Source organism: Leptospira langatensis, from assembly GCF_004770615.1.
In the GTDB taxonomy this organism is placed as follows: domain Bacteria; phylum Spirochaetota; class Leptospiria; order Leptospirales; family Leptospiraceae; genus Leptospira_B; species Leptospira_B langatensis.
On the sequence record NZ_RQER01000005.1, the window covers coordinates 253,175 to 277,214 of the forward strand.

Genomic DNA, 24,040 nt, shown 5'->3' on the forward strand with positions numbered 1-24,040 from the left:
GGCATGACCGTTCGGTTTGCGGCAAACGAACTCAAAGAACTGATCTCCGAAGCGGCCCAGGGGGAGAAATACCCTCTGGCGAAACTGATCAGCGAATTAGAAAGACCGGATTCATTCGAATTTCGTAAAGTTTTATTCAAAGAGTTAGAAAGCTCGGGTTTTAATGGAGATAGATCTGTTACTATCGGATTTACCGGAACTCCCGGAGCAGGAAAATCCTCTCTCTTAGGTGAGATCTCTACCAATTTTCTACAAACAGCCCCAGACAAAAAAATGGCGGTGGTTGCCATCGATCCTTCCAGTCATGTCAGTGGAGGTTCTCTATTAGGAGATAGAACGAGACTCTCTCTACCAGTAAGGGAAAAGAGGATCTTTTTCAGATCCCAACCTAGTCAATTAGAGCTAGGCGGCCTAAATCCATACACATATCATGTAATACGGCTACTTCGTTGCTTTTTCGATCTGATCTTCGTGGAAACGGTAGGGATCGGCCAAAACGAGATCGAAGTTTCCAAACTGGCGGATCTTTCCTTTTTAGTGATGGTCCCTTTGGGCGGAGATCAGATCCAGTTCATGAAAAGCGGGATCATGGAAGTCCCGGACGCATTTATATTAAATAAATGTGATGAAGAAAATCTCGCCAGAGCAAGTTATCACACTCTTTCTACCACTCTTGAGTTCTTAAGAGATATAGTCCCTGGAGGAAGCATCCCTCCTATTTTCCTAACGAGCGTAAAGACAAAGAAAGGGATCCGAGAATTATTGGATTTCATTTTGGCCCAAAAGCCCGCAAAGCACCGAAAGTCGGAACTTCTTCTTCAATTGGCCAAATGGGTCAAATCCGAATTTGGGAATTTCGGCCTTTCCGTTCTAAAGGAGATGAACCTCTCGGAAAAACAAACTTTTGAGGATTGGGAACTCTTTGTATTGAAAGAAATTCAAAAAAAATTTAAATAGTCCGAAATGCTTACAAGCAATCTTTCCATATCATTTTTTCGTATATTATTTCTGATTGGGATCGCTCTTCTTTCTTCATCCATTACAAATCAAGTTGTCTCGAATTGGGAAAAGCCTCTTTCCTGGATCGGTTTCTTTCTCGGATCTGCATTATGTATTTCGTATATTTTAAAATCTCATTTCGAACGAAAGATAGATCTCGTCTTTGCCTTTAAAATCATAATCTCTGGATTAACGGGAACCTATATTGCTATATACATGCTTCCGCCAGTGATAAATGCGGATCTAGTTTCTTCTTATAAGAAAGTTTATTTGTCGTCCTTGATACTTTTTTCTCTCTTTATCGGTTATCGGCAGACTACGAGTTGGAAGAATCTCTGGAAATCGATGGCTAAAGCGAGCGCCCGCCATAGCTTCTTCTTAATTTTCTTACCATTCTTCGCAATTTCTACGTATACCGATCTTCTTTTTACAGTGGGGGACTCTAATCCGGCAAAATTACTTCCCTTTAGCATCGAGAAAGAAGGAAATCTAGAGTTATCAGAGTTCTTTACTAATTTTGAACAAACTCCCTCGGAAACCTTTAAATCCGATAATAATACCTTAATGACAGCCACTCTATTGCCTTCCGGTAATTACATTAGGCATCCTTTTTTCTTAGTCTATAAAGAAGGTCGAACCTTAAGTGCATTTCCCCTTCTGCCAGGTCTATATAACACTGTAGTATATTTTTCTTTGAGATGCGTTGGAGTTGATATCAAAGTTCCAGACAAAATTGATTTTGCCGCCAACGGATTAAAATATCATACCGAGACCGACTTTTTATATTTAGAAAAGTTCTCTGCTTCCATTCTGTTCGCATTTTCATCGGTATTGTTTTTTAAGTTTGTGAATCGTTTCGTTTCCGCACGCACAGCATTACTGACGACAATATTATATTCCTTCGGGACGACACACTTCTCCCAATCGTCGCAGACACTTTGGCAACATGGATTTGTCGAACTTCTAGTAATTCTTTCTATGACACTTCTTTTCTCAAGGGATACTTCATTCTTGAGAAAATATCTCTCACTCGGGATCGTCCTTGGTACTTTTTATTTCATAAGACCCCCTTCCATATTTCTTGGTTTTGGCTTCGGCATTGCATTTTTATTCGATCTAAAAACTACTTCAGAATCAAAAAGCCGGGTTAGCAAATTTGTTTCCTTTACTACTGGATTTTTACTAATCAATTTACTTTTAGGATCCATTAATTATTTCGAATATGGAAATATTACTGGTGGATATCAGCTAATGACCAAGGCTTACGAAATAATCAGAAAAACCGATTATTTCACAAGTTCATTCGTAGAGGGATGTTTGGGATTACTTTTTAGTCCCGGCTTTGGACTCTTTATCTATTCTCCGTTTATCGCATTCTCCTTCTTTGGCTTTACCTTTTGGAAAAAGAAAATCAGCATTCTGCTTATCCCGATGGGGATTGCGACCCTTGCCTACCTTCCTATATTTTCCAAATATTTCACTTGGTGGGGAGGGAATTCTTACGGGGCAAGATTCTTAACAGATCTGATGCCTTTACTCACCGTATTCATTTTCCCTTTTATCACAAGATCATATAAACAACCTGTTTTCCGAACTTTGTTCTATGTAGTTGCAATCGTATCGATTTGGGCGAATACCTCGGCAGTCTTTTCAGATGGGCCATATAAGAAATGGAGCGCCTGCTACCATCTTCCTACAGAAGCTAAGATTTGGGATTGGAAGAATGTACGTTATACATATCCATTAAAAAGATACTACCCCCTAATAACAGGGCAGATCGACTTTGAACCGCTTTACGAATGCCATGCTGGATCTTTCCGAGGATTTATTAAGGGAAGATATGCATTTCAATTCGATGAAACAAACTTGCTTCCTTTAACGGAGAAAATCAGTCCGGATACTGCTCTGGAATTGAGCTCAGGCAACTATTGTTTAGGAACATTTTTAGGTTCCGAAAAAGAGACCCACAATTCAGGACAATTACAAATAATTATTAGTCAAGGTAAGGACACAATCTTCAATCAAATTGTTGGCCCTGAACCGATAAGTAGCCAATACGAACCTTCCGTATCAGAAGTATATATCCCAAAAACGTCTAAAACTAGAATATCACTATTAAAAACTGGCAAAGGCCCGATTATTTTCGGGGGGATACGACTTAAGAAAGCACCCTGCAAAGAACTACTATTAAAAAGGGAAGAGAGTCGACCCACAACTCTTTTGGAATTCCCGAAAAACTAAGTTTAGATCTTGGATTCAATAAGGAAGATCCAAAGTTATAGCGCATAAGTAATATTTCGGTTTGTCAATATTTAGACGAAGAGATCGCAGTTCCCACAATATAGAATAAATTATTGATTGATTAGAAAGGATTATTTTGTCCAATCATTGGATGAAATCCCCTGCCCGCTTATTCTTCTTAACTACATCTCTCTTATTTTCTTTTGGCTCCGCATTCTCCGAAGAGACCAAGTTCGTTCATCCGACGAATGCCATTGGCGGTACATTCTCCGGGATCAAAAAAAGAGCGGAGCTTCCCTCACCTACTGTTTCCGGCGCCGGCCTAAAAGCGGTGGCAATCGTTGGCGAAGTGGACGGTAGTGACGGCCTCAAAACTAGAGAATATATGAACAATATCAAGGGACTCGTAAAAGTCCTAAAAGACAGAGGGGTTTCTGTTAGCGAGTTCTATCCCCCGAACAATCCTTGGTCGGCGATCAAAGAAGCATCACAAAATGCGAATATAGTTCTCTATGCCGGACATGGGGTTGGGACGAACCTGGACCAACCTCCCTATGACCAAAAATCGGTCGGCGGATTTTATTTAGGGAAGGAATTCGTTTCTAATGAACAAATTTCTTCCGGCCTTAAACCCGCACCCGGAGCGATTGTTCTATTTTTAGGCGCATGTTTTACTGCTGGAAATATGGCCTACGATATGGGTATGATTCGGGACGAAGAGACTACAAAAAGGATCTCTATGTATTCTTCTCCTTTTTTGGAGACAGGGTTCAAAGGCTATTATGCTACTTGGGCGCCTTGGACGGCTCAAACTATCCTAGCATTATTGTTTACTAATAAAACGTACGGAGACATCTATTTCAGCCAAACGAATCCCCAAGAAGTAACTAAGATTGCTCATCCTCGATCTTCGGGATCTTCATTGTACTATCATATTAAGCCGCCTGCTGCCAATCCCATCTATGACTATGCGTTTGCAGGAGATCCTTCAAATGTTTTGAGATCGGAAAACTCGAACACGAATACGGAGACTACAATTTCGGAGGAAGAAAGACTGAAGCAAAACCGTATTCTGATCTCGAGCTTATACGATAAGAATGAGAACAAATCCTTGGAATCCTTAGAAAAGGGTGCAGATCCAAATGCGGACTATCTGGGATGGAAGCCGATCCATCTGGCAATCGTATTCGATCTTCCCAACGTAGTGAAGGAACTCGTTCGCAAAAAGGCTTCTATCAATGCGCAGGCAGAAGGTTATACGCCTCTGTCCATGGCGATCGCTTATGAGCGTAAAGAGATCGCAGAGATCCTGGAAAAAGAAGGGGGGACCAGGAGCAGGGCCGCATTTAAAAAGCCGAATATTCCGACCTTAAAAAAGTAAGATCGGGGTGATTTGCCTTGTCCCCTAAGGCATAGGCATTCTGAAAATTCCTCCGAAATCACGGTTCCTTTTCGTCGGATTCTCTTAGCAAGAGCTCCTAGGCCAGGAAGAAGCGGCTATTTCGAGGGAATTCTTCTTTCTTCTCCCGAAATTTTCTATAGAGGGGAATCTTTTTTGCAACAATTCCCCCTGGAAGAGCTCGAAACCAGTAGAAAGAAAAAGGAGCCCTTCATGGCAATCATTCTTAGTTTTTTTGCGGCACACTGGATCTTAGCCGCTTTCGTTCAGTCTTTTTATCTACATCGTTATTCCGCTCACCAGATGTTCAAGTTGAACCGTTTTTGGGAAAAGTTCTTCTACTTCTTCACTTTCTTCGTGCAAGGATCTTCTTTCCTAAATCCTAGAGCTTACGCAATTCTTCATAGACAACACCATGCTTACAGTGATACGGAAAAGGATCCCCATTCTCCTGTAGCTTCCAAAGGATTCTTTGATATGATGTGGACCACTGCAGTGGTCTATGAGAACATTCTGGATCGCAAAGCCGAAGTTGAGAAGGAATTCAAAGGAAATTATCCTGAGATCCCTTGGTTCGATCGTTTTGCAGACGCTTGGTTCGTTCGTTTATTCTTCGGAACTGGTTACACTCTCTTCTATATGGCTTTCGTTCCTGCGGATGCACATTGGTTATATGCTCTTCTGCCAATCCATTATCTGATGGGACCTGTTCATGGAGCAGTCGTTAACTGGTGTGGTCACATGTATGGATATCGCAACCATGCTAAGAATCCGGATAATTCCAAAAATACTTTACCTGTGGACTTCTTGATCATGGGGGAATTATACCAAAACAATCACCACGCTCACCCGAACTCTCCTAACTTTGCGTTCCGTTGGTTCGAATTGGATCTAACCTACCAAGTGATGAGAATCCTTCATTTCATGGGAATTATCACGATCCAAAGAGCAGTTTGGACGGAAAAAGGTAGAAAAGAAGTTAGAGGAACAGCTCCTTCTCCTCTTGCAGACGTAGCATAATCGATCGAATATTAGTAAATCTGAATGCACTGGAAGCCGGGGAAACCCGGCTTTTTTATTTTTCTCGAAAGCGGTCCAGATCTCCTCTCATCTCTTTATCATATTCTTCTTTCAATAAAGGATAGAACTCTTTCTTTAATTCGATCTTGTCGTTCAATACTAAGGAAAATAGATCTCGGACCAGATCTTCCTGGTCGAAGCCAGTAAAGATCCATTCGATCAATTCCAAGGCAAGATCCAGTCTTCCTTCTTCTTTGATCGTCCTTTGAAGGACTTCGACCACCTTCTTCCAGTCTCCCGCTTCCAAAAAGGACCTGAGCTCGATCGGCATACTTTGGAGTAGGACTTGTTTTTTTGCATTAGGAGTGAATAAGAACTCGGGTCGGTCGGGGGGAAGATGGGAGAGGATCGCCTTCTCCGCTTCTTGTTTGGAGGTGCCAAGCGCCTCGAGTGTGCGGCCCAAGACTTCTCCTAGAACGAAATCTTCGAGAGGATGAAAAGGAAATCCTGGTTTCTGAGCGTCTTGATCATTCATCTAATGTTAGAGTTCCTACAGCGCCACTGGCAGTCAAGCCGCGAGAGATCGACTGAAGTCGAATTTCAAAGCAGTAATGCGACATCCGATTATGGAAGTTCCCACATTTTTGGGAGAGAAAATTCCCTCTTGCCGGATTTCCGAAAATGTGATAGAGCGGATGCGGGCTTCTCCCACTAGGCGACCCACCTCCACCACCCGATGAGGGCGGGGGCCGCCCGCATTTTTCCTCCGACTAACAAACTATTAGGTGGCCCTCTTTTGTAACCGGAATTTCACAAATCCTTAGTACGATTGGGATCTTCTTCCTTTAATTTCTAAGTCTCTTTTCTAATTTGAAAAATAAGAAGCGCCCTCCCCTTTCCGGGGCATCCATAATCCAAATTCATATTCCGGACTGAACTCATGAGTTTTAGACAAAAAATATTCCTGATCCTGGGAGCAAGCCAACTTCTCTTAGTCCTGATCCTGGCCATCACCTTCATCCAAATGATCGACAGAGTGAAAAACGAGCCACAGGACAAGAGAGCTTTAGATCGTTCTCTCGAATTCAGGAAGGAACTTAGGCACAAAGAAGAGGTCATTCGTCTTCTTCTCAAAGAAATAGAAAGAAACCAAAAGACATTATCCATCTTAGAGAACGGTCTACACAATCGCGGCATCCTACAGGCCAATACCGATTATATAAAAAGCATCATGTCCCAGTATGGTCTCTCTATCTTTGAGATCCATGATAAGACCGGCCACGTATTCTTCCGCTTTCATAGACCTGCGGATTACGGAGACGATAAGTCAGGTCAGAAGATTGTCCAAGAAGCTCTGCAAGGAAGGATCGCTTCCACTTTGGAGATCGGACATAGCGGCTTAGGTCTCAGGGTTACCGCTCCTCTTCGAAGCGGAGGACTCATGATGGTAGGCCAGGTGGTCGATGATAAATTCATTCAAACCATCACAGGTTCCGAGGATATACATCTTGCGATCTTCGAAAAAGGAAAGTTGATCTCTTTTTCCGATCCTACGATTTCCAAATATCTTGGAGATCGCAAACCGGAGGACCTAAACGGGATCTCCCGATTCACATTCGAAGGAAAGCATTTTTATCTTACCCAAGTCCCATACGAAAACCAAGGCTTGAGCAATCTGAAACTAGACTTCCTACTCATGATCGACGAGACCGAACTCTACGAGTCGACTCGAAATCTTTGGTTGTATTGCGGCTTGATCGCACTCGCAGTCTTCGGAGGGATCCTGTTCGCTTCCTATAGATTCTCAAGGGACATCATCAATGCGGTGAAAGCCCTGAACTTCGCCATGAAGAATCCTGCCGAAGATGAATCCAAGATCGTGGATCTGAATCGCTCTGACGAGTTAGGCGAAATGGCGGAAGTATTCGTACAAATGAAAAAAGACCTTCTCGATCATCAAATGTTCTTGGAGAAGAAGGTAGAAGAAAAGACAAAGGAGTTACAAGAAACTCTAACAGATCTTCGCGCATTGAAAGAGAAGCAAGACGGGGATTATTATCTTACCTCCCTTCTTCTTCGCCCTCTTGCGACCCTGCACTATGACAGCGAGATTACTAAGATCCGTGGTATCCTAAAACAGAAGAAGACATTCGTTTTCAGAAAGAAAGAGGCCGATATCGGAGGAGACTTGGTCTCCATCAGCGAGATCGTTCTCTATGGGAAGAAGTATCTGGCCATCATGAACTCAGACGCGATGGGAAAGTCCATCCAAGGAGCAGGAGGGGCTCTCGTAATGGGAACCGTCTTCAAGGCCATCGTATCCCGTACTCAGATCTCTCGCACCAACCAGAAAAAGACTCCGGAAAAATGGCTGAAGGATTGCTATACAGAGTTACAAAATGTGTTCGTGACCTTCGACGGGACCATGCTTGTTTCCGCAATGCTCTGTCTATTGGATGAGGAAACAGGCGCTCTATATTCCATCAATGCCGAACACCCGAACATGGTTCTCTACAGAGACAAGAAGGCTTCTTTCGTGGATCCTGATTTCCCTTTAAGAAAGTTAGGATTTACCGAAAATACTTCCGAGCCCTTGGTCCGAGTGGACAAATTAGAAGCCGGAGATCAGATCTTTATCGGTTCGGACGGAAGGGACGATATTATCATTCAGGATCCGAATTCTCCCGAGCCTGCAATGAACGAGGATGAGAATCTATTCCTTAGATTCGTAGAACTCTCCGGTGGAAATCTGGAAGACTTGGAAAGACTTCTCTACAATGCGGGAGAAGTCTCCGACGACTTGAGTCTATTAAGTATCTCTTATAAAGAAGTGGAAACAGCCCCTCCTTCTTCCAAGACAGTACCCGAAGAGTACAATCGCCTTCTTCAGATCGGGATCAAAGAATACAAAAAGGGAAATACGGAGAAAACCAAGGATGCATTCGTTCAAGCGTTAGCCATCGACAATTCAGATCCAGCTCTCTACAAACAATTGGCTCGGATCAGCATCAACGCGAAGGAATTCGATCAGGGTGCCAAGTATTCGGAAGCCTATCTTGCAAAGATCCCGTTCGATAACGAGTATATCTTCTATCTTTCCTATTGCTTGCGTAAGACCAAAGAGTACTGGAAATCCCTGGAATTCGCAGAGAAGCTTAGATCCAGAGAACCGGAGAATATTAGAAATCTCAAACATTTGGTCGCACTCTATCGTTTGACGGGCCAAAGAATGAAATTTAAGAATACAATGGTAGTCCTAAAAGCACTTTTGTCTTCTACGGATCCGGAAACAAATAATAGCTCCGAGCCTGTTTTGGTCTGATTTTTTTCGTTTTCTAGGAGGGCATATTCCGTCCAAATAGGTAATCCATGCCCTCGGAAAAGCGAAAAAACCCCGAATCCGTTTTGGTAGTCATCAAACGGACTAAATACGAATTAGATCTGGAAGCCTACTCTTCCGAAGAAGAATTAAAGAGGATCGCGCATATCCAAAACGATTCATTCTCTCGGGTCTATAATTCCCATCAACGCCAACTGCAAAGTAGAGAAGAATTAAAACGCATCTTTCCTAAAGGAGTTTTCATTTTTAGGGAAGAGCTAGACAATTTGGACATTTCTAATTTCGATCTGGTAATCGCTCTTGGTGGAGACAATCATTTCACCTACGTCGCTCACCATGCGCTGGATAATCTGGTCCTAGGTTGCAATTCCGATCCCGAAACTTCCGTGGGCGCCCTTCTCTCTTTTCATATGGGAGATATTGCGGAGGCAGTTTCTAAGAATTGGGAAAACACCAATTTGGAAGAATGGCCTCGCATTAACGTAAAGATAGAATATCCGGACGGTCAGGCGATAGAGACGTTTCAAGGGATCAGCGAGATCTCCATACGCAATAATAGTCCCGATCTTACGAGCCGGTTCCTGATCTTCCATGAGAACGAGTCGGAAGAGCAGAAATGCTCGGGGCTTCTTGTTTATACCGGAGCGGGTTCTACCGGTTGGGTTATGTCTTGCGAAAATAAGGACGTAAGCTTTGACAAGCAAGCGCCCTATTTCAAAGTGTATTGTAGAGAGCTGCGTAAGAAGGAAAACCAGAAATATAAGCTGGATCATTTCACGGTGCGCAACTCTTTCCGTCTAATATCCGAAATGCGAGGAGGGATCTCTATCGATTCCTTAGCGGAACGCATTTACGATTTCCCTCCTGGGGCAAAGGCGGATTTTTCGGTCTCTCCGGAACGATTACGGGTGGTAGTAAAAAAACATGGATAGTTTGAAGATACTCGAACAGGAAGCCGGATCCGAAATCAAAGTCTATCTGATTTCCGGTCGTTTGGATGAATCGACTTTTCCTCACTTCAAGGAGAAGGTTCTAGAAGTAGCACACGCCTCCAATACCGTATTGAATCTTTCCGATCTCAAATATGTTTCCAGTTCCGGAATACGAGCTATCTTCGAATTAAAGAATCGCCTCTCTCAAGAAGGAAAGAAATTGCTTCTGACCGAAGCCGGAGAGAAGGTAATACAGATCTTCAATCTATTAGGACTTTGGAAACCGTTCTCTCACTTCGAAAAAGAAGAAGACGCAATCGCCGCCTGCCTTAAGAATTAATCCTCTCTTCGGATCACTACGACTCCCGGTCTCGGGATCTCTCCCTTTTTCTTGCTCGGCCAAGAGCTAGTAGGACGAGCATAATCCTTTGTATCTTCTCCCGGATGTTGAACGGATAAAAATAAGAACTCTTCATCCGGTGTAAACCAAGGCCCTGTTAACTCGGAACCGATCGGTGCGGAGGCAAATTGGAATACCTTACCTTCTTCTTTTCCGCTTGTGGGAAGAAAGAACATCCCATTATTCCCGAATTTCTTAAAGATGGATTTTCCTAAGAGCTTTGTGGTCATATCGGTCACCATCCAGAGCCCTCCTGCCGAATCAAAAGCCAAATTATCCGGAGAAGAGAATCCGCTCTTTCCTCCTCCCGCAGCGAATACCTCGAAGTCGAATCTCTCCGATTCCGGATTAGAACCTTCTTCAAAGATCCGAACGATCTGTCCGTAAAAGTTCCCGTGAGAATCGTTATTGGTGAAGGATACGAATATGCTTCCGTCTAACGGATGTACTTCGAGATCCTCCGGACGATCCATAGGAGTTCCTCCTACAACTTTCGCAGCTTCTCTGCAACGAACGAGTACTTCTGCCTGGCTGGAAAACAACGACTTGCCTTCTTTATCTTTCGCATTCTTGAGATCGTTATTCTTTTCCAGATCCAAAGGAACCCATATACATTTCTCAAAATTCCCCACATACAGAGTTCCCTTGTCTAAGAGTTCCGAATTGGCCTTTCCTTTTTTTGGATCGTACTTCTCGGCTGATACGAATTTATAAACACATTGGTCCTTGCTATCGTCTCCCATGTACACCACGAGTTTGCCCGACGGTGAGATCGCAAGAGCAGCGTTCTCATGCGCAAATCTTCCGAGAGCGGTATGTTTGATCGGAGTGGAATTCGGATCGAAAGGATCTATCTCTATGATCCACCCGTATTCTCGGATATCTTCCAGTTTGCAATCGCTTACGACCATATCGAAATTCTCTTCGCAAGAAAGAGCGGTACTCCAAAGAGTCCCTCCTCCGGAGCAATTGGCAAAGGTACCGTAAGCCCTGGTCTTCCCTCCCATCGCTTCGGAACCGGCTGCAGGACCTTTCAATTGGAATCCTGTCCGACCTGTGATCCTACGTCCGTATTTGGAATCTGGGTCCAAGACCCAGGTCCCTTTCGACTTACGTAGCTCGATAATAGAACCACCTAGAGCATATAAATACTTTTCTATCTGTTCAGGAGTTCGATTGTTCGGCGACTTGACCTGATAGTCGTAACCGTTTACGTAATATTCTAATTCGTTTAGGTATTCATGATTGGTCCAAAGCAAGGCCGAGTTCGGATCTTTCGGAAAGGGGAAGAAGCAATTGAAATCGGCAGCGAATCCGAATGTATCTCCCTTTGTATTGATCCGATCTCCGTACGCCGCGATCAGATCGTAGCGGAATCCTTGGGGAAGGATCAGATCGTCTTCCGTACTGGGACTCACCGGTTTAAAGCTCGCGCCCGGGATCTTTCTGGAATGCTCGGAAGAAGTAGGAGATAATAATTGTCTTTTATGAGAACGACTCGATTTCGTTTCGGAAAGAAGATCTATGCTGCGAACTGCGGTTAGAGCGAGCATTCCCTTCCCTATATACTTTAAAAAATCCGATCGAGATACCTTCATATCCTCATTCTCCTCTCCCCGATCCTTTACACCATTCGTTTTTTCTTCCCATTGAAAAAGGAAACTTGGTTGTAATATTAGAGGATGAAAAAGAGCATTAGAACTGCTTCGAATGAAACCGAACTCTACCCCGTTCTATAAGATCCTCTTCGTCATGGGCTGGGTTTCTTTTGCTTTCTTTCTCCCCTTATTCGGTTTGGTGTACTGGGAAAACCGCAGTTTAGAATCGATCTACCAAGAACTTTCTCTTCCTGGAGACAAGGAGTTCGGAGTCTTGGTCGAAGATACAAAGCTGAACAAGTTAGGTAGGATCGTTCACGTATACACATATCTGGTCCCGGACGAGCACGGCAAGAAGCATGAGGTCACAGAAGAAGTGGATCAACTCACCAACAGAAGAATGAGAGTGGGAGACACCGTCCAAGTCCGCACTCGCACCTGGAAAAAGCTAGGCAAACCGATGATCTTAGGAAGGATTGTGGGCAACACCGCACCCTCGCCTAACTTCAGCTTCATGGAAGAACTGTTTTTGTTCGGGATCGCTTTCTCATTGGGAACGATCGCCTTGAGTTTTTATTTCAGCACATTCAAGGCTGAGGTAGAGTAGAAGTAAATGGGTTTTCTTTTTTGAAGATAAGCTGTACTTGATACGGCTCTTGGATATATCTTGCAGGATTCATTTCATAGGAAATAAAGCAGTAATACTTATCATAAACGATTACAAACATGTAATCCTTGAATTTCAGATGACCTAGCTGCTTTCGGATCCCTCGCATCCAGATCGAATCTTCGAAAACTCTTTCGTAACGAACAGAGCTGGCATTCACCTTCTTCAATTCTTCCGGATTCATTTTCTCTGCGTCTCTTTTTCTTAATTCCAGTTTCAGAGAACGGATCAGATTGTATTCCAGCTTCTCCTTCTCCAATGTATCCGTATTGGGAAGTGTCTTGAAATAGTACTCGTAGTATTCCTTATCCAGGGATTGGCCATCTTTATGGACCTCTCCCCCGTCATCCGGCAATGGTTTGCCTTTTTGGACGTCTTGCGCCCAGGCTGCCGGAGACAGAAACATAAGCGTGGATATAAGGGTCAGGAAAATCGGTGTCCGCATACCGGTACCAATAAAGATATCGGTACGATCCCCGATTTCCCTCCCTTTTTTTCGGGTCAATCCGAAGAAAGCTGCTCTAACAGATCCCTCTGTCTACGAACCATATCGCTGAGTTCCTCTTCGCTTAGAAGCTTGGCTCCTAACAAGGCTAAGTCGTATACCGACCTCGCCAATTTTTCGGCCTTCTCAGGATGCAAACCCTTGGATAGGGAAAGTATGTTCTTTACCAATTTGGATTTGCGATTGATCAGAAGAGTATGGCTCTTCAGGATTTCGGAAGATTTCTGACCGTAAAACTGACCCATCTCTGCGATCCTTCTTAAATGTTCCGGAAGAAGGATCACGGAAGGAATATCTTCCGCCTTCAAGGCTTCGGTCTTGATCTCGACCCCTTCCCTTCCTACTGCCTTGGAGAAGATCTCTTTTAGACGATCCTCGGCCGTCTTGTTCTCAGTATCGGCAAGATCAGGAGAAGCATCCTTATCGAGTACCTGGTCCGCAAGCTCGGAGTCCACTCTTTGGAACTTCCAGTCGGGATTCTTTCCCTCTAGGAACTGCAAGAAGTGGCTGTCTATCCTAGAATCCACAAGAACTGCCTCCAGTCCTTGGGATTTCAAAAGATCCATATATACCGAAGAAAGCTCCGCTTCTCCCGCATAATAGATCTTGCCGGAGTTCCTTTCCTTATTCCTCTCTACATAATCCTCTAACTTCGTTAGATCTCCGTTAGACGATCTGAAAAAAATGAGATCTTTTGCGGATTCGTAGAACTTCTCGTCCGTCATGAGCCCGTATTTCACAAATAGAGCGATCTCATCCCAATTCTTTCGGAACTCGTCCGGATCTCTTTTGAACTCTTCCTGCAATTTGTCGGAGACTTTCTTAACAATATGAGAAGAGATCTTCTTTACCAAGGGATCGTTCTGCAAATAAGAACGGGATACGTTCAATGGGAGATCCGGGATATCCAAGGTCCCTTGCAATACTGTCAGAAATTGAGGAACCAACTCCTTTGCCTCGTCGGAAACGAATACATGATTGCAATAGAGTTTGATCCCCATCCGATTCGCATCTAACTCATGCTTTAATTTAGGAAAATATAATATCCCCTGGAGCTTAAAAGGATAGTCCACATTTAAATGAACATGAAAGAGAGGATCTTCTGCAAACGGGAATAGATACTTATAAAACTCGCCGTACTGTTCTTTTTTAACGGCAGAAGGTTGCTCGCTCCAAAGAGGAGTCTGCTTATTCGCCTTTTCCTCTTTCACATAGATCGGGACAGGAAGGAAATCGCAATACTTACGGACTAACTCTTTTAGTTTCCATGCATCCAGGAATTCTCCCGAATCTCCGTCTAGGAATAGAGTGATCTTAGTCCCTCTTTCCGTCTTAGTTCCGGGTTTAAGAGTAAATTCCGTACCAGACTCGCTTTCCCAAATCACTGCTTGGCTGCCCTTTCTATACGACTTGGTCTCTATTTGCACTTTAGAAGAAACCATGAAGCAAGAATAGAACCCTAAACCGAAATGACCTATGATCTCCGGTTTGTCCCCTTCTCCCTGGTAATTCTTAACGAACTCTTCCGCACCGGAGAAAGCGATCTGATTGATGTATCTATTCACTTCCTCCTCGTTCATACCTATCCCGTTGTCCTGGATGGTGAGAGTCCTCTCGTTTTGATCGAAATCCAGATCTATCCTGTAGTCCGTTCCTCCCTCGAATTCCTCGCTGAGGGAGATCTTCTTAAGTTTCGCAATCGCGTCGCAAGCGTTCGACACCAATTCCCTTAAGAATATATCTTTTTCAGAATATAACCATTTTTTAATAATTGGGAAAATATTCTCCGTCTCTACGGAGATCCTTCCTTTTACTTCTTCGCTCATACGGATTCTTCTTCCTTTATATTCACCAATAATTTGTGTGCGATCCCGAGAAGAGAGGCACGAGAGTCCGGATCCATACTTCGGTACGTTTCGTCCAAAGGAACTGACTCGGATTTGCAGGAAGCTAGTACGATCCCCTCTTCTTCAGAGAGGCCTTTGCTCATCGCTGCATGTTTCAAAACAAAACCTCTTTTGGAACCGATCCAGAGGTCAAGCCGTTTCAGGCTTCGAGTGATCTCATATCTTCTTCTGAATACTAACGCTATATATAAGGTCCCAGCCAAACCCGAAATTCCTAAGAGAGAAATCCCCCAAAAGGAGATCCCATATCCTCTTTCTACTCCTCCTTCCGAAGTTTTGATCTTAGGGCGAGGAGGTCCTACCGTTAAGCTTGGAAAGCTGATCGTCACCTCCGAGTATCTACGTAAGTTCGGATTGAAATACGAAAATTGGAGATCCTTCGGTTTCCAGGTTCCTTCCTTCTTAGGAAGAACGGAATAGGAATACGAATGATTCAGATAAAAGCCGTATTCTCCCGGCCCCAATTCCTTGAACTCTCTCTGGGGACGGAGCTGAAGAAAAGTGATCTCCGGATAGCAATCGGGAGAAGGGCAAGAGGAGCGCAACGGATCCTTGACAGAAGAAAGATTTCCCTTCCCTTTCAGCACCACCTTGAATTGGAACGGTTCATCCGTATGGATATTCTTCGGAAATCCTTCTAAAGAAATCTCGAAATCCCCGACGGCTCCCGCAAACGTCTTAGGAGAAGGCTGAGGAAGATCCTGCACGGTTATCTTGCTCCCTATAGTCTTGGTGCTTCTCATGTGAAAATAAGACTGCAATTGTCCTTCTAGATGAAAGGAAGTGGAGCCCAGGGAATATTCCCCCTTCTTTAAAGGAGTGAGTATAAAGATCTCCTTATTGTACGGAGAAGTCTCATATTCTATCCCCTCGTATACAACGGTATTCGGAATAGTAAGACTGATCCCCGAAAGCACCTCGCTCCTAAAGTAAGGGAACTCAATAGAACTAGAAGGATCCCTATCGAAATAGGGACGTATTGCATTTCTATAATATAGCGCAAAGAAGCCCAGAATAGGTTGTCCTACCCAAACCTCTTTCTTATCCAACTGAAAGACAACTTTTAGATCTCCATCCGCAGGTCCTGCGTTATCTTCCGTCGTGAAGAACCGATTCCAGAAGGATCCGGGATTTCGAGCCGCTGCACTTCTCGCACCGAATTCTACAGTCAGAGAAGAGGTTTCGAATTTCTTCCCGTCTATCTCTATGGTGATCTCGGGCACTGTATATTTTCCGGGAGCGGATGCGATCAATCTGTACTTTAAGAGTTTCTTGCGAAAGGTCTTGAAGTTCACGATCGTAGTACTGTCTTCCATTCCCCAATAGACTGCCTTGATCCCCTTTGCCTGGAATTCCTTATCTATGACCCGAATCTGCGCGGCACCTTCCGTTTCTATGATCGCAAATACAGGATCTCCTAACTCGGCCCTGGATTGGCTCAAATAAAACTTCGGATCCACCGCATAAACGGAGCTAACACTTGCGAATCCGAATATGAAAAGAAGAAGAAACCGTTTCACCAGAAAACCTCTCGATTGCGAGAGCCTGGACTTCTTCTCTTTACGTTATCCAAGTCCATGGATTCCATGATCCGATCCAACTCTTGCTCCGCCTTGGATTTGTTCTTATTCTTAGGATCTTTTCCGGCTTCTGCCTTGGACTTTGATCTTTGCTTAGATCCTTCTTCGTTCTCCCCTGCTCCACCTGTTCCAGGCTGAATAGGATCGTCCATGCCCTGGGATTGGTCTTTGGTTTCGGAACCTTCTCCTCCGTTAGGCGGAAGCTTACGCAACCATTCTAGATTTTTCTTTGCAGGCTCCATACCGGGATATTCCTTTAAGGAACGAAGATAATGTTCAGCAGCCTTTTTCCGATCGCCTAACTTCATATAGGCGTTCCCTAGATTATAATGGGACATGGAACGAACTTTAAAGTCCTTGGATTCCGCTCCCTTCTCGAAATGACGAATTGCTCTGTCCAAATTCCCGGACTTGTATTCCGAATCCCCTCGATTGAAATCCAATCTTGGATCCTCAGGAAAGTATTGCTCCGCTTCTTTGTATTTTTCCAGGGATCCCTTGAAGTCTCCCCCATCGTAGGAGTTCCTTCCTTCCTTGATCCGATTCCCTCCGGGATCCAATTCCACCGCGGACAACCCGGAAGAAGAAAGGACAAGAACGAATAATAATGCAGTCATAAGCTTTGTACGAGACTTACCGAAATATTTCCCAAGAAACTCCAGCACAAAGAAATCGAAGAGCAAAAGCAATACCACAGGCAAAAGGAATTTTTGGACCCCTTCTGCCCTTCTTAGATTATGGATCCTTTGGTTCGTATTCTTCTCCATGGAGCCCACCCATGATTGGACTTCTTTTAGATTAGGACTTTCTGAATCTAAATCCAGAAATTTACCGTCGTTGGTACTAGCCAGGCTTCTTAAAAAGGAAGGATTTGCCTGAGAGATCACGACTCCGGGCGAATTCTCATACGGGGCCAGGGAACCTTCTCGAGTCAGATAGCCGGAAACCCGGGAACCGTCGTCCGTATACGCAATCGCTCCTCCTGTAGGAGTTCCTACAGACCAGACCCATACATCCGCGGGAAAACGGAATAGAGAGGGAGAATCCATATCTTCTCCGTCAGTGGCGAGAACCAGGATCCGATTTCGAAGCACTTGGTTGGAACTTAAGACCTCTTCCGCCTTTTTGAATGCTGCGTTCAGATCCGTACCTCTATCTCCCACGATATCCGCGTCCAGCCCTCTTACATATTCCGCAAAGGCCCGGGCATCCGATGTCATGGGACAATACACGAAAGGAGAAGCGGCAAACACGATCATGCCGAATCGATTTCCAGGAAGCTCAGGTAGCATTCTTAAAATGGCTTCTTTAACACGGGCCAAGCGAGAAGGATTCGTGTCCACTGCTTGCATAGAAAGACTCACATCCACCAAGAAAAGAAGATCTACTCCTTTCAATGTCTCTTCTTCCTTGGACTTGCTTCCTTCCGTTTGCCTGAATCCAGCATAAGAAAGATAGAATACAGTTCCTAAGATCAACACCCTTGTTATAACGAGCCAAAAGGAAGGTACTTGCGCCTCCCTAGGCAAGCCAGGGAACTTTTTCTTCCAGCGATCCCAGAAGAAATAGAATGCCAATTTAAAGAAGGCGTAACATACAAAGATGAGTACCAGAACGGCCCAAAAGGATTCTAAAAACTTTTCGCTCATACATAGTACCTAAAAAGCCAGGTCCGAAAGAACAGATCCAGGCCCAGCAAGGCCAAAGCGTATGCCAAAATGATAAGTGCCTGCGTCTCTCTTACTTCTTCGGGAGGAAGCGCCAATAGATCTTTCTCTAAGGAATCGATTGCGGAAAGCACTTCTCTTAACTGACTTACATCTTCCGCTCTATAAAAGACTCCGCCCGTCTTCTTGGAAAGTTCGTCCAAAATATCGAAGTTCACTTCATAGGATTGGTCTTCCTTTCCGATCCCGATGGAATAGATCTTGATCCCCACTCCTTTAGCGATCTCCGTCGCAGTCACAGGATCGATCCTTCCTGTATTCGAGACTCCGTCCGTGATCAGTACGATCACCTTGGATCTTGCAGGCGATCTTCTTAAGCGATACGAAGAAAGAATGACCGCGTCCCCGATAGCCGTTCCCTGCTCCGGTACTGTTTCTTCTTCTGCCATTCCTAAGATCTCTTCTAGAGTCGCCCTGTCGCTTGTCAAAGGAGATTGCAAGTACGCTCCTCCAGCAAACACTACCAAGCCGATGCGATCGGTTTCTCTTTTTCTAATAAACTCTTTCAGTAATTTCTTGGAGATGCCTAGTCTCGTTTCCGGCAAGAAGTCGCGGCTCTTGGACATGGAGCCGGACACATCCAGGGCCAACATGATATCCACACCCTGGGTTTCGTCCGGCAGGAATCTGTATTTCTTTCCGGGTCCAGCGAGTGCGATCACAAATAAACTCAATACGATAGGTCGTAGCAAAGGGAAATAACGCGAACACCATTCTAAAATGTTTGTTTGTCCGGATGATTTTGCTCCAGGAAGCCGGAGCTTCATGCTAAGTGCAGGATCCTTCTTCCAATAGGAATACAAGGTCAAAACCCAGATCGGGACCAGGAAAAGAAGATAGAACGGAGCTTCCCATTCGTTCATTCTGCAAGAACCTCCTTCCAATAATCCCAGGCCTGCACCGCATCCTCTCTCGAGATACTTGCGTTCTCTCCGGAGTATTGCGACTTACGCAATAGATTCTCCCAAGAACGAGCCTCTTCTCCTTCGATCGGGAAAGAATCGTAGATCTTAGAGAATAACTCTTCTTCGGTGAGATGAGCGAAAGAAGTGTTTAACCTCCTTGCCATATTCTCCCGAATGTATCCGGACAAGGCTCTATAGAATTCCCTGGCATGAATGGGAGAAGAATTAATGAGCTCGTCCAATCCATTTTCATAAATTAGAATTCTATGAAGCCAAGGATCCGTCTGTATGACCGCATCCATAGGACGATGAACCCTTGTTTGATGCAGATACCAGGCATAAAAGATCCCAAGAAGGATCGCAGTCATTCCTGCAAACAAGGCTGCCAATTTCCAACCATACGGCCCTGAGAACTCCAAAGGTGGAAGTATATCCTCCGGCGCCTTGTCCTTTTCACTTAAGGAAGAAAGAACGGTAAGCTCCGCTTCGGAACGATACTCCTTGGAACTCTTATCTTTCCAAACAACGGGAAGAGTGAATTTTCCGGTCGCATAATAGACCACAATAAGCTTGATGCGATCCTTTTCGACATCCACCGAAAGAACTTCCAAAAGAGGAAGGTCCGAAGAATCAGGATCCGCATGGACTCCTTTCAAAGGGAAATCAGGAGATACGATCTCTCCTTCTCGAAACTCTAATACATATTCCGATCTCTGCCCTATACTGACTTGGTTCGGATTCCATGTTTCCTTCCATGCAAACAAAGGTGAAGAAGCGGAGAATAATAATACTATAACAAAGATCTTATAGAAGCTAAGATCCTTAAGGGCATGTACAAACTCAATGACAGATGCGGCTCGCATTCTTCTTGAAATACGAGTTTGCATAGATGAATTGCATGTAGGAGCTCCTACTTTCATCCCAAAGTTCTCCAGTAGTTCAAAAGCTTTGTAGGATCCGTATCCGTTCCTTCCAATTCCAAGTATCTGGATTTAAATAATACCTCTAGGTTCTTTTTGATATCTGTTTGGTTTCCCCTCGAGAAGGCGCCGGTTTCCGGATCCTTCCCCAAAAAATAAGCCAGCATATTTCTTTGCGGGGAATTTTCCAATGCGTCCACGAATCGGATCGCATGCAATGTATGAAATTTTCGTAACCCAGTCAGCTTACGCAAAGAAGTCGAGCCGTGAAAATCGGAGAGTATATAGGAATCCGTATATCTTCGGATCCGGTTCTTTAAGAGCGTGAATGGAAGCTCAGGTGCGGTCTTTCTTTTTTGGTGAGAATACAATCTCACTTTTTCCAAGCAGGGAAGAGCTTCTTCTACCGTTCGCAAGTATCCTGTCTCCCATTCCAATCGATCCGAATAGAGAAGTATCTTTGCGAGATTTCCCTTTCTTACATAGAGAAGAGTGAGTAACGCTAGCACTTGAAATGCGTTCTCTGCCTTGGTCCACTCGGAGCTACTCCAATCCATTGACTCGGAAACATCCAAGAAGAATACTCCTAGCCTCTCCTTGTCTTCGTTGAATTCCCTCACATGCAATTCTCCGAAGCGGGAAGTAACGTTCCAATCGATCAAACGAGTATCGTCCCCGACTGCGTACGGACGCACGTCCTTAAAGTCCACTCCCCTTCCCTTTCTGGAACTGGCAGCGGTCCCTTGTCGATTTCGCAGAGAGAAACCTCTCTCCTTGAAGTCCAAGAGTTGGATCAGATTTTGGTATTCTTTACGAAGCATGAGTCGCTTCCTGAATCTTAAAGCACCTGGGTCGCGTCGGAAACGATCCGGATCACGGATTCTATTCCCACGTCCTCCGAGATTGCTTCAAATGTAAGAAGGATCCTATGTCTTAGGATTTCCGGTAAAACCGCTTTCACATCTTCCGGAGCGACGTAGTCCCTTCCCTCCCAGAGCGCTTTTGCCTTGGATGCCTTAAGCAAACTCAAGCTCGCACGAGGAGAAGCTCCATGTCTCACATAAGGAAGAAGTTCAGGCACGGTCTTTTCTTCAGGGCGAGTATTACGAACCAGCCGTACGATATAGCTTTTTAGTTTAGGCTCCACATGCACACGATCCACCAAACTGGAGATCTTCAGAATATCCTGAGCACTTGCAGTTTTTTGAATGCGTTTTGGAGATGAAGCGAGCTTACCGTGCTGCTCCAAGATGGCGAGCTCTTCGCTCATGTCGGGATATTCTACCAATACCTTCATGAAGAAACGGTCCATCTGAGCCTCTGGTAGAGGATACGTTCCATCCTGATCGATGGGGTTCTCCGTGGCTAAGACCAAGAAAGGCCTCTCCAAAGGAAATGTATGATCCCCAATAGTCACGGTCTTTTCTTCCATGCATTCCAATAAGGCGGACTGCACCTTCGCAGGAGCACGGTTGATCTCGTCCGCGAGAAGAACTCCCGTAAAGATTGGTCCCTTGCGAGTATTGAACTCCCCATTCTTAGGATTGAATACGACCGTCCCGATCAGGTCCGCAGGAAGAAGGTCCGGAGTAAATTGGACTCTCTTGAAATCCAAGGCCAAGGCAGAAGACAAGGATTTTGCAAGAAGCGTCTTTGCAAGACCAGGCATTCCCTCCAAAAGCACATGACCTTGGCAGGCAAGGGAAATAAGCAGGTTCTTGACCACTGTCTCCTGACCGGTGATCTCTCCGGTAAGTTCCTGGCGGATCCGATCCAGAGTGTCTTTCGCAAATTGAATATCAGATTCTGCTAATGGAAGAATCCCCTGCTTGCTCGTAGCCGATTCCATAAAATTCCTTGGTATATATTAACGTTCTGCGATCCAGCGTCCCGAACTATTGCTTCCCTGGTAGGCCCCTTGGATCTTCTTTCCGTCCAGATCTCCCGTGTACGTCTGAGTAAAAGGAGTGCTGCTTCCTATTTCCGAACATTTTGCACCGCTGCAAGAGCGAACGAATCGAATGCTCTTGCCAGTAACCTTGATGCCGGTCAAATACTCATTCGTTCCCTTTCCCCAATTCGTGAAACGAAGGCTCGCGCCAATTCCTCCCGTCTTTCTAGGAAAGATACTGAGCACTCCCTTATGTATGCCTACCTGCAATTTATAAGTTCCCACAAAGGATTTTTCCTGATCGGATAAGGAGACTTGGTTAGAGTTTAGACTCTGCGCATCCTCCAAAAATTCGATCTTCTCCACAGTTTCCAAAGGAATGGAAAAATCAGGATCCCTTAATATTACGTTTTTAGAATCTAACGAGACCAGGGTTCCTTCCGTAAAAGAACCGCTATAGGTTACCTTTGCCTGTCTGTCCACAGAGCCGCATCCCCGCATAAAATATCCCAGGAGAAAGAACAACGGAGCGGCCACAAGGACCCCGAGACTGATTTTTTTAAGATCGTTATTCGTGATGATTTTTTGCAAAATTCGAGGCTTCCTTTAGATCGCTCTCCGAGCCGGCTAGCCCGAAGAGCGTTGATGCTGTTTTAAATTATTTGCAACCCTGCAACTCGCCCATCTTGGCGTTCTCTCTTCCGTTTACGTAGTACTTCTTGCCTTGGGAAGTGGTCCAACAATCGTTCTTAGCGTTAGTCCCAGGCATAACCGGCCCTTGTCCGATCTTCGCTCCGGAATCGTCGTATTCGATCGCAGTGGTCTCGCTCAAGATCTCGAAAGTTTTCTTTCCATTCTTATAATAAGTGAATGGAAGATCCGGCTTGAACTTCGCCTTCAATTCATCCGTCTTATCGTCCATCAAAAGAAGATCGAATAGCAACTTGCCCTTACCGATAAGCTGGCCGTCCTTATCGTACACTTCCGCAGAGCTCATCATCATTTCGTTCATCATGGCGCCTTTGTAAGCGGGATTCCCGTTACTCCAATAGAATTTCCAGTCGCCTTTACGAGTGTGATCTCTTTGGCCTTCTGCGAATACCTTTCCGTTTTTATAATATTCTTTCCAAGCACCGGAACGAAGCGATTTCTTATCGTCCCCGCTTCCCTTAGGAGTATAGCCACCTTCGGAAAGAACACCACCGTTATCATAATAATTCTTCCAGTATCCTACTTTCAGATCGTCCGAATAGGACCCTTCTGAGGAAAGAGTGTTCCCGTCCTTATAGTAATTGGATTCTTTTCCGTTCTTCTTTCCGTCCCTGTAATCCCCGACGGTTTTCTTAGCTCCGTCCTCGTTATAATATTCCTTCCAAGTTCCGGTCTTCTTGTCGTCGGTATAAGTCCCTTCTTCTGTAAGGATCCCCTTATCTGTCTTAGACCAGTATGGACCGTTTTTCTTATCGGCCTTGTACAGGGTGCTCTCCGTTTGGGTGCCATCCTTGGTGAGTTTCTTGTCCTCGCCTTCTTTCACTCCGGCAACATACGGAGTCTCTCTCAGAGTCTCTCCTGTTTCGAATAGGGTTTTCCAGATCCCGTCCCTCTTATCGTCTTTATAAGTTCCCACTCGAACCAGAACGGAGAATTTCTTTTTGTCGGGACCGGTCCCTTCCTTCTCCACATATTCTTTCCATTCGCCATTGCGTTTTAGTTTCTTGATCTGGTCCGGGGTCAAGGCACTGACCTGATCCGGAGTACAAGGTTTGCCGGAACAGTCCAGAGTGACCGGACCTTCCGCTTTGATATTAAAAGTTTCTTTGAACTTTTCGACCCGAAGATTCGGATCTAATATTTGGAACTCTGCATCCTTACCTTTATTTTCTCCTATATTGATAGAAGAGCAACTTGCTAGTAAAGAAATTGAAACCGTCAGGGATAAAATTTTTTTCATACGTCGCCGTCCGAGTAAATCTAACTCAACAAAGCTAAGCCGAACAAGCGTACTCGTC

General features: G+C 44.7%; 20 protein-coding genes. 8 read left to right on the top strand and 12 right to left on the bottom strand.

The genetic code is table 11. The features are described from left to right. Positions 1 to 3: 3 nt before the first annotated feature. From EHO57_RS09120 to EHO57_RS09135, 4 genes are all read left to right on the top strand, one after another. Positions 4 to 957 (top strand): P-loop NTPase family protein, encoded by a 954-nt coding sequence (locus EHO57_RS09120; protein ID WP_135646494.1) that lies wholly within the window; start codon positions 4 to 6, stop codon positions 955 to 957. 387 nt (positions 958 to 1,344) lie between these two features. Continuing rightward, positions 1,345 to 3,240 (top strand): dolichyl-phosphate-mannose--protein mannosyltransferase, encoded by a 1,896-nt coding sequence (locus EHO57_RS09125; RefSeq protein ID WP_167882307.1) that lies wholly within the window; start codon positions 1,345 to 1,347, stop codon positions 3,238 to 3,240. Between the two features lie 136 nt (positions 3,241 to 3,376). Further along, positions 3,377 to 4,621: an ankyrin repeat domain-containing protein gene (locus tag EHO57_RS09130; protein WP_246050621.1), complete on the top strand. Its 1,245-nt coding sequence runs from the start codon at positions 3,377 to 3,379 to the stop codon at positions 4,619 to 4,621. A gap of 231 nt (positions 4,622 to 4,852) precedes the next feature. After that, positions 4,853 to 5,659 carry an acyl-CoA desaturase gene (locus EHO57_RS09135; protein WP_135646496.1) on the top strand — a complete coding sequence of 269 codons (807 nt, stop codon included), beginning with the start codon at positions 4,853 to 4,855 and terminating at the stop codon, positions 5,657 to 5,659. A gap of 55 nt (positions 5,660 to 5,714) precedes the next feature. Here the strand turns inward: EHO57_RS09135 and EHO57_RS09140 are convergent, their stop codons facing one another. After that, on the bottom strand, positions 5,715 to 6,194 hold the full coding sequence (locus tag EHO57_RS09140; RefSeq protein ID WP_135646497.1) for a hypothetical protein: 480 nt from the start codon (positions 6,192 to 6,194) through the stop codon (positions 5,715 to 5,717). A gap of 405 nt (positions 6,195 to 6,599) precedes the next feature. Here EHO57_RS09140 and EHO57_RS09145 point away from each other — a divergent pair, with 405 nt between their 5' ends. Genes EHO57_RS09145 through EHO57_RS09155 form a run of 3 tightly spaced genes read left to right on the top strand, consistent with a single transcriptional unit; the run spans position 6,600 to position 10,271 of the window. After that, positions 6,600 to 8,981: a SpoIIE family protein phosphatase gene (locus tag EHO57_RS09145; RefSeq protein ID WP_135646498.1), complete on the top strand. Its 2,382-nt coding sequence runs from the start codon at positions 6,600 to 6,602 to the stop codon at positions 8,979 to 8,981. 47 nt (positions 8,982 to 9,028) lie between these two features. Continuing rightward, positions 9,029 to 9,931 carry a diacylglycerol kinase catalytic domain-containing protein gene (locus EHO57_RS09150; RefSeq protein WP_135646499.1) on the top strand — a complete coding sequence of 301 codons (903 nt, stop codon included), beginning with the start codon at positions 9,029 to 9,031 and terminating at the stop codon, positions 9,929 to 9,931. Beyond that, positions 9,924 to 10,271 carry an STAS domain-containing protein gene (locus EHO57_RS09155; protein WP_135646500.1) on the top strand — a complete coding sequence of 116 codons (348 nt, stop codon included), beginning with the start codon at positions 9,924 to 9,926 and terminating at the stop codon, positions 10,269 to 10,271. The genes EHO57_RS09150 and EHO57_RS09155 overlap by 8 nt, the downstream gene beginning before the upstream one ends. On the opposite strand, the gene EHO57_RS09160 is transcribed toward EHO57_RS09155, so the two are convergent. Next, the gene (locus EHO57_RS09160) at positions 10,268 to 11,929 is read right to left on the bottom strand and encodes a PhoX family protein (protein WP_135646501.1); all 1,662 of its coding nucleotides are present in this window, start codon (positions 11,927 to 11,929) and stop codon (positions 10,268 to 10,270) included. The genes EHO57_RS09155 and EHO57_RS09160 overlap by 4 nt on opposite strands. Positions 11,930 to 12,041: 112 nt before the next feature. Between EHO57_RS09160 and EHO57_RS09165 the strand changes: the two genes are divergently transcribed. After that, the gene (locus EHO57_RS09165; RefSeq protein ID WP_135646502.1) at positions 12,042 to 12,536 is read left to right on the top strand and encodes a hypothetical protein; all 495 of its coding nucleotides are present in this window, start codon (positions 12,042 to 12,044) and stop codon (positions 12,534 to 12,536) included. On the opposite strand, the gene EHO57_RS09170 is transcribed toward EHO57_RS09165, so the two are convergent. From EHO57_RS09170 to EHO57_RS09215, 10 genes are all read right to left on the bottom strand, one after another. Beyond that, positions 12,517 to 13,041: a hypothetical protein gene (locus tag EHO57_RS09170; RefSeq protein ID WP_135646503.1), complete on the bottom strand. Its 525-nt coding sequence runs from the start codon at positions 13,039 to 13,041 to the stop codon at positions 12,517 to 12,519. The two genes, EHO57_RS09165 and EHO57_RS09170, sit on opposite strands and share 20 nt — an antisense overlap. Positions 13,042 to 13,097: 56 nt before the next feature. Further along, a complete protein-coding gene (htpG, locus tag EHO57_RS09175) occupies positions 13,098 to 14,927 on the bottom strand; it encodes a molecular chaperone HtpG (RefSeq protein ID WP_135646504.1) in 1,830 nt (609 codons plus the stop codon). Then, on the bottom strand, positions 14,924 to 16,528 hold the full coding sequence (locus EHO57_RS09180; RefSeq protein ID WP_135646505.1) for a BatD family protein: 1,605 nt from the start codon (positions 16,526 to 16,528) through the stop codon (positions 14,924 to 14,926). The genes htpG and EHO57_RS09180 overlap by 4 nt, the downstream gene beginning before the upstream one ends. Then, positions 16,525 to 18,237 (bottom strand): VWA domain-containing protein BatB, encoded by a 1,713-nt coding sequence (batB, locus tag EHO57_RS09185; protein WP_135646506.1) that lies wholly within the window; start codon positions 18,235 to 18,237, stop codon positions 16,525 to 16,527. The genes EHO57_RS09180 and batB overlap by 4 nt, the downstream gene beginning before the upstream one ends. Then, the gene (gene batA / locus EHO57_RS09190) at positions 18,234 to 19,178 is read right to left on the bottom strand and encodes a VWA domain-containing protein BatA (RefSeq protein ID WP_135646507.1); all 945 of its coding nucleotides are present in this window, start codon (positions 19,176 to 19,178) and stop codon (positions 18,234 to 18,236) included. The genes batB and batA overlap by 4 nt, the downstream gene beginning before the upstream one ends. Then, the gene (locus tag EHO57_RS09195) at positions 19,175 to 20,083 is read right to left on the bottom strand and encodes an LB_053 family protein (protein WP_246050622.1); all 909 of its coding nucleotides are present in this window, start codon (positions 20,081 to 20,083) and stop codon (positions 19,175 to 19,177) included. Before EHO57_RS09195 ends, batA begins: the two co-directional genes overlap by 4 nt. A 53-nt stretch (positions 20,084 to 20,136) precedes the next feature. Next, complete coding sequence (locus EHO57_RS09200) at positions 20,137 to 20,961, bottom strand: DUF58 domain-containing protein (RefSeq protein WP_135646508.1); 825 nt, start codon at positions 20,959 to 20,961, stop codon at positions 20,137 to 20,139. Positions 20,962 to 20,978: 17 nt separating this feature from the next. Beyond that, positions 20,979 to 21,989: an AAA family ATPase gene (locus EHO57_RS09205; protein WP_135646509.1), complete on the bottom strand. Its 1,011-nt coding sequence runs from the start codon at positions 21,987 to 21,989 to the stop codon at positions 20,979 to 20,981. A gap of 18 nt (positions 21,990 to 22,007) precedes the next feature. Next, complete coding sequence (locus tag EHO57_RS09210; RefSeq protein WP_167882308.1) at positions 22,008 to 22,622, bottom strand: LIC20036 family protein; 615 nt, start codon at positions 22,620 to 22,622, stop codon at positions 22,008 to 22,010. A 67-nt stretch (positions 22,623 to 22,689) separates the two neighbouring features. Further along, on the bottom strand, positions 22,690 to 23,982 hold the full coding sequence (locus EHO57_RS09215; RefSeq protein WP_135646511.1) for an LIC20035 family adhesin: 1,293 nt from the start codon (positions 23,980 to 23,982) through the stop codon (positions 22,690 to 22,692). Between the last annotated feature and the right edge of the window lie 58 nt (positions 23,983 to 24,040).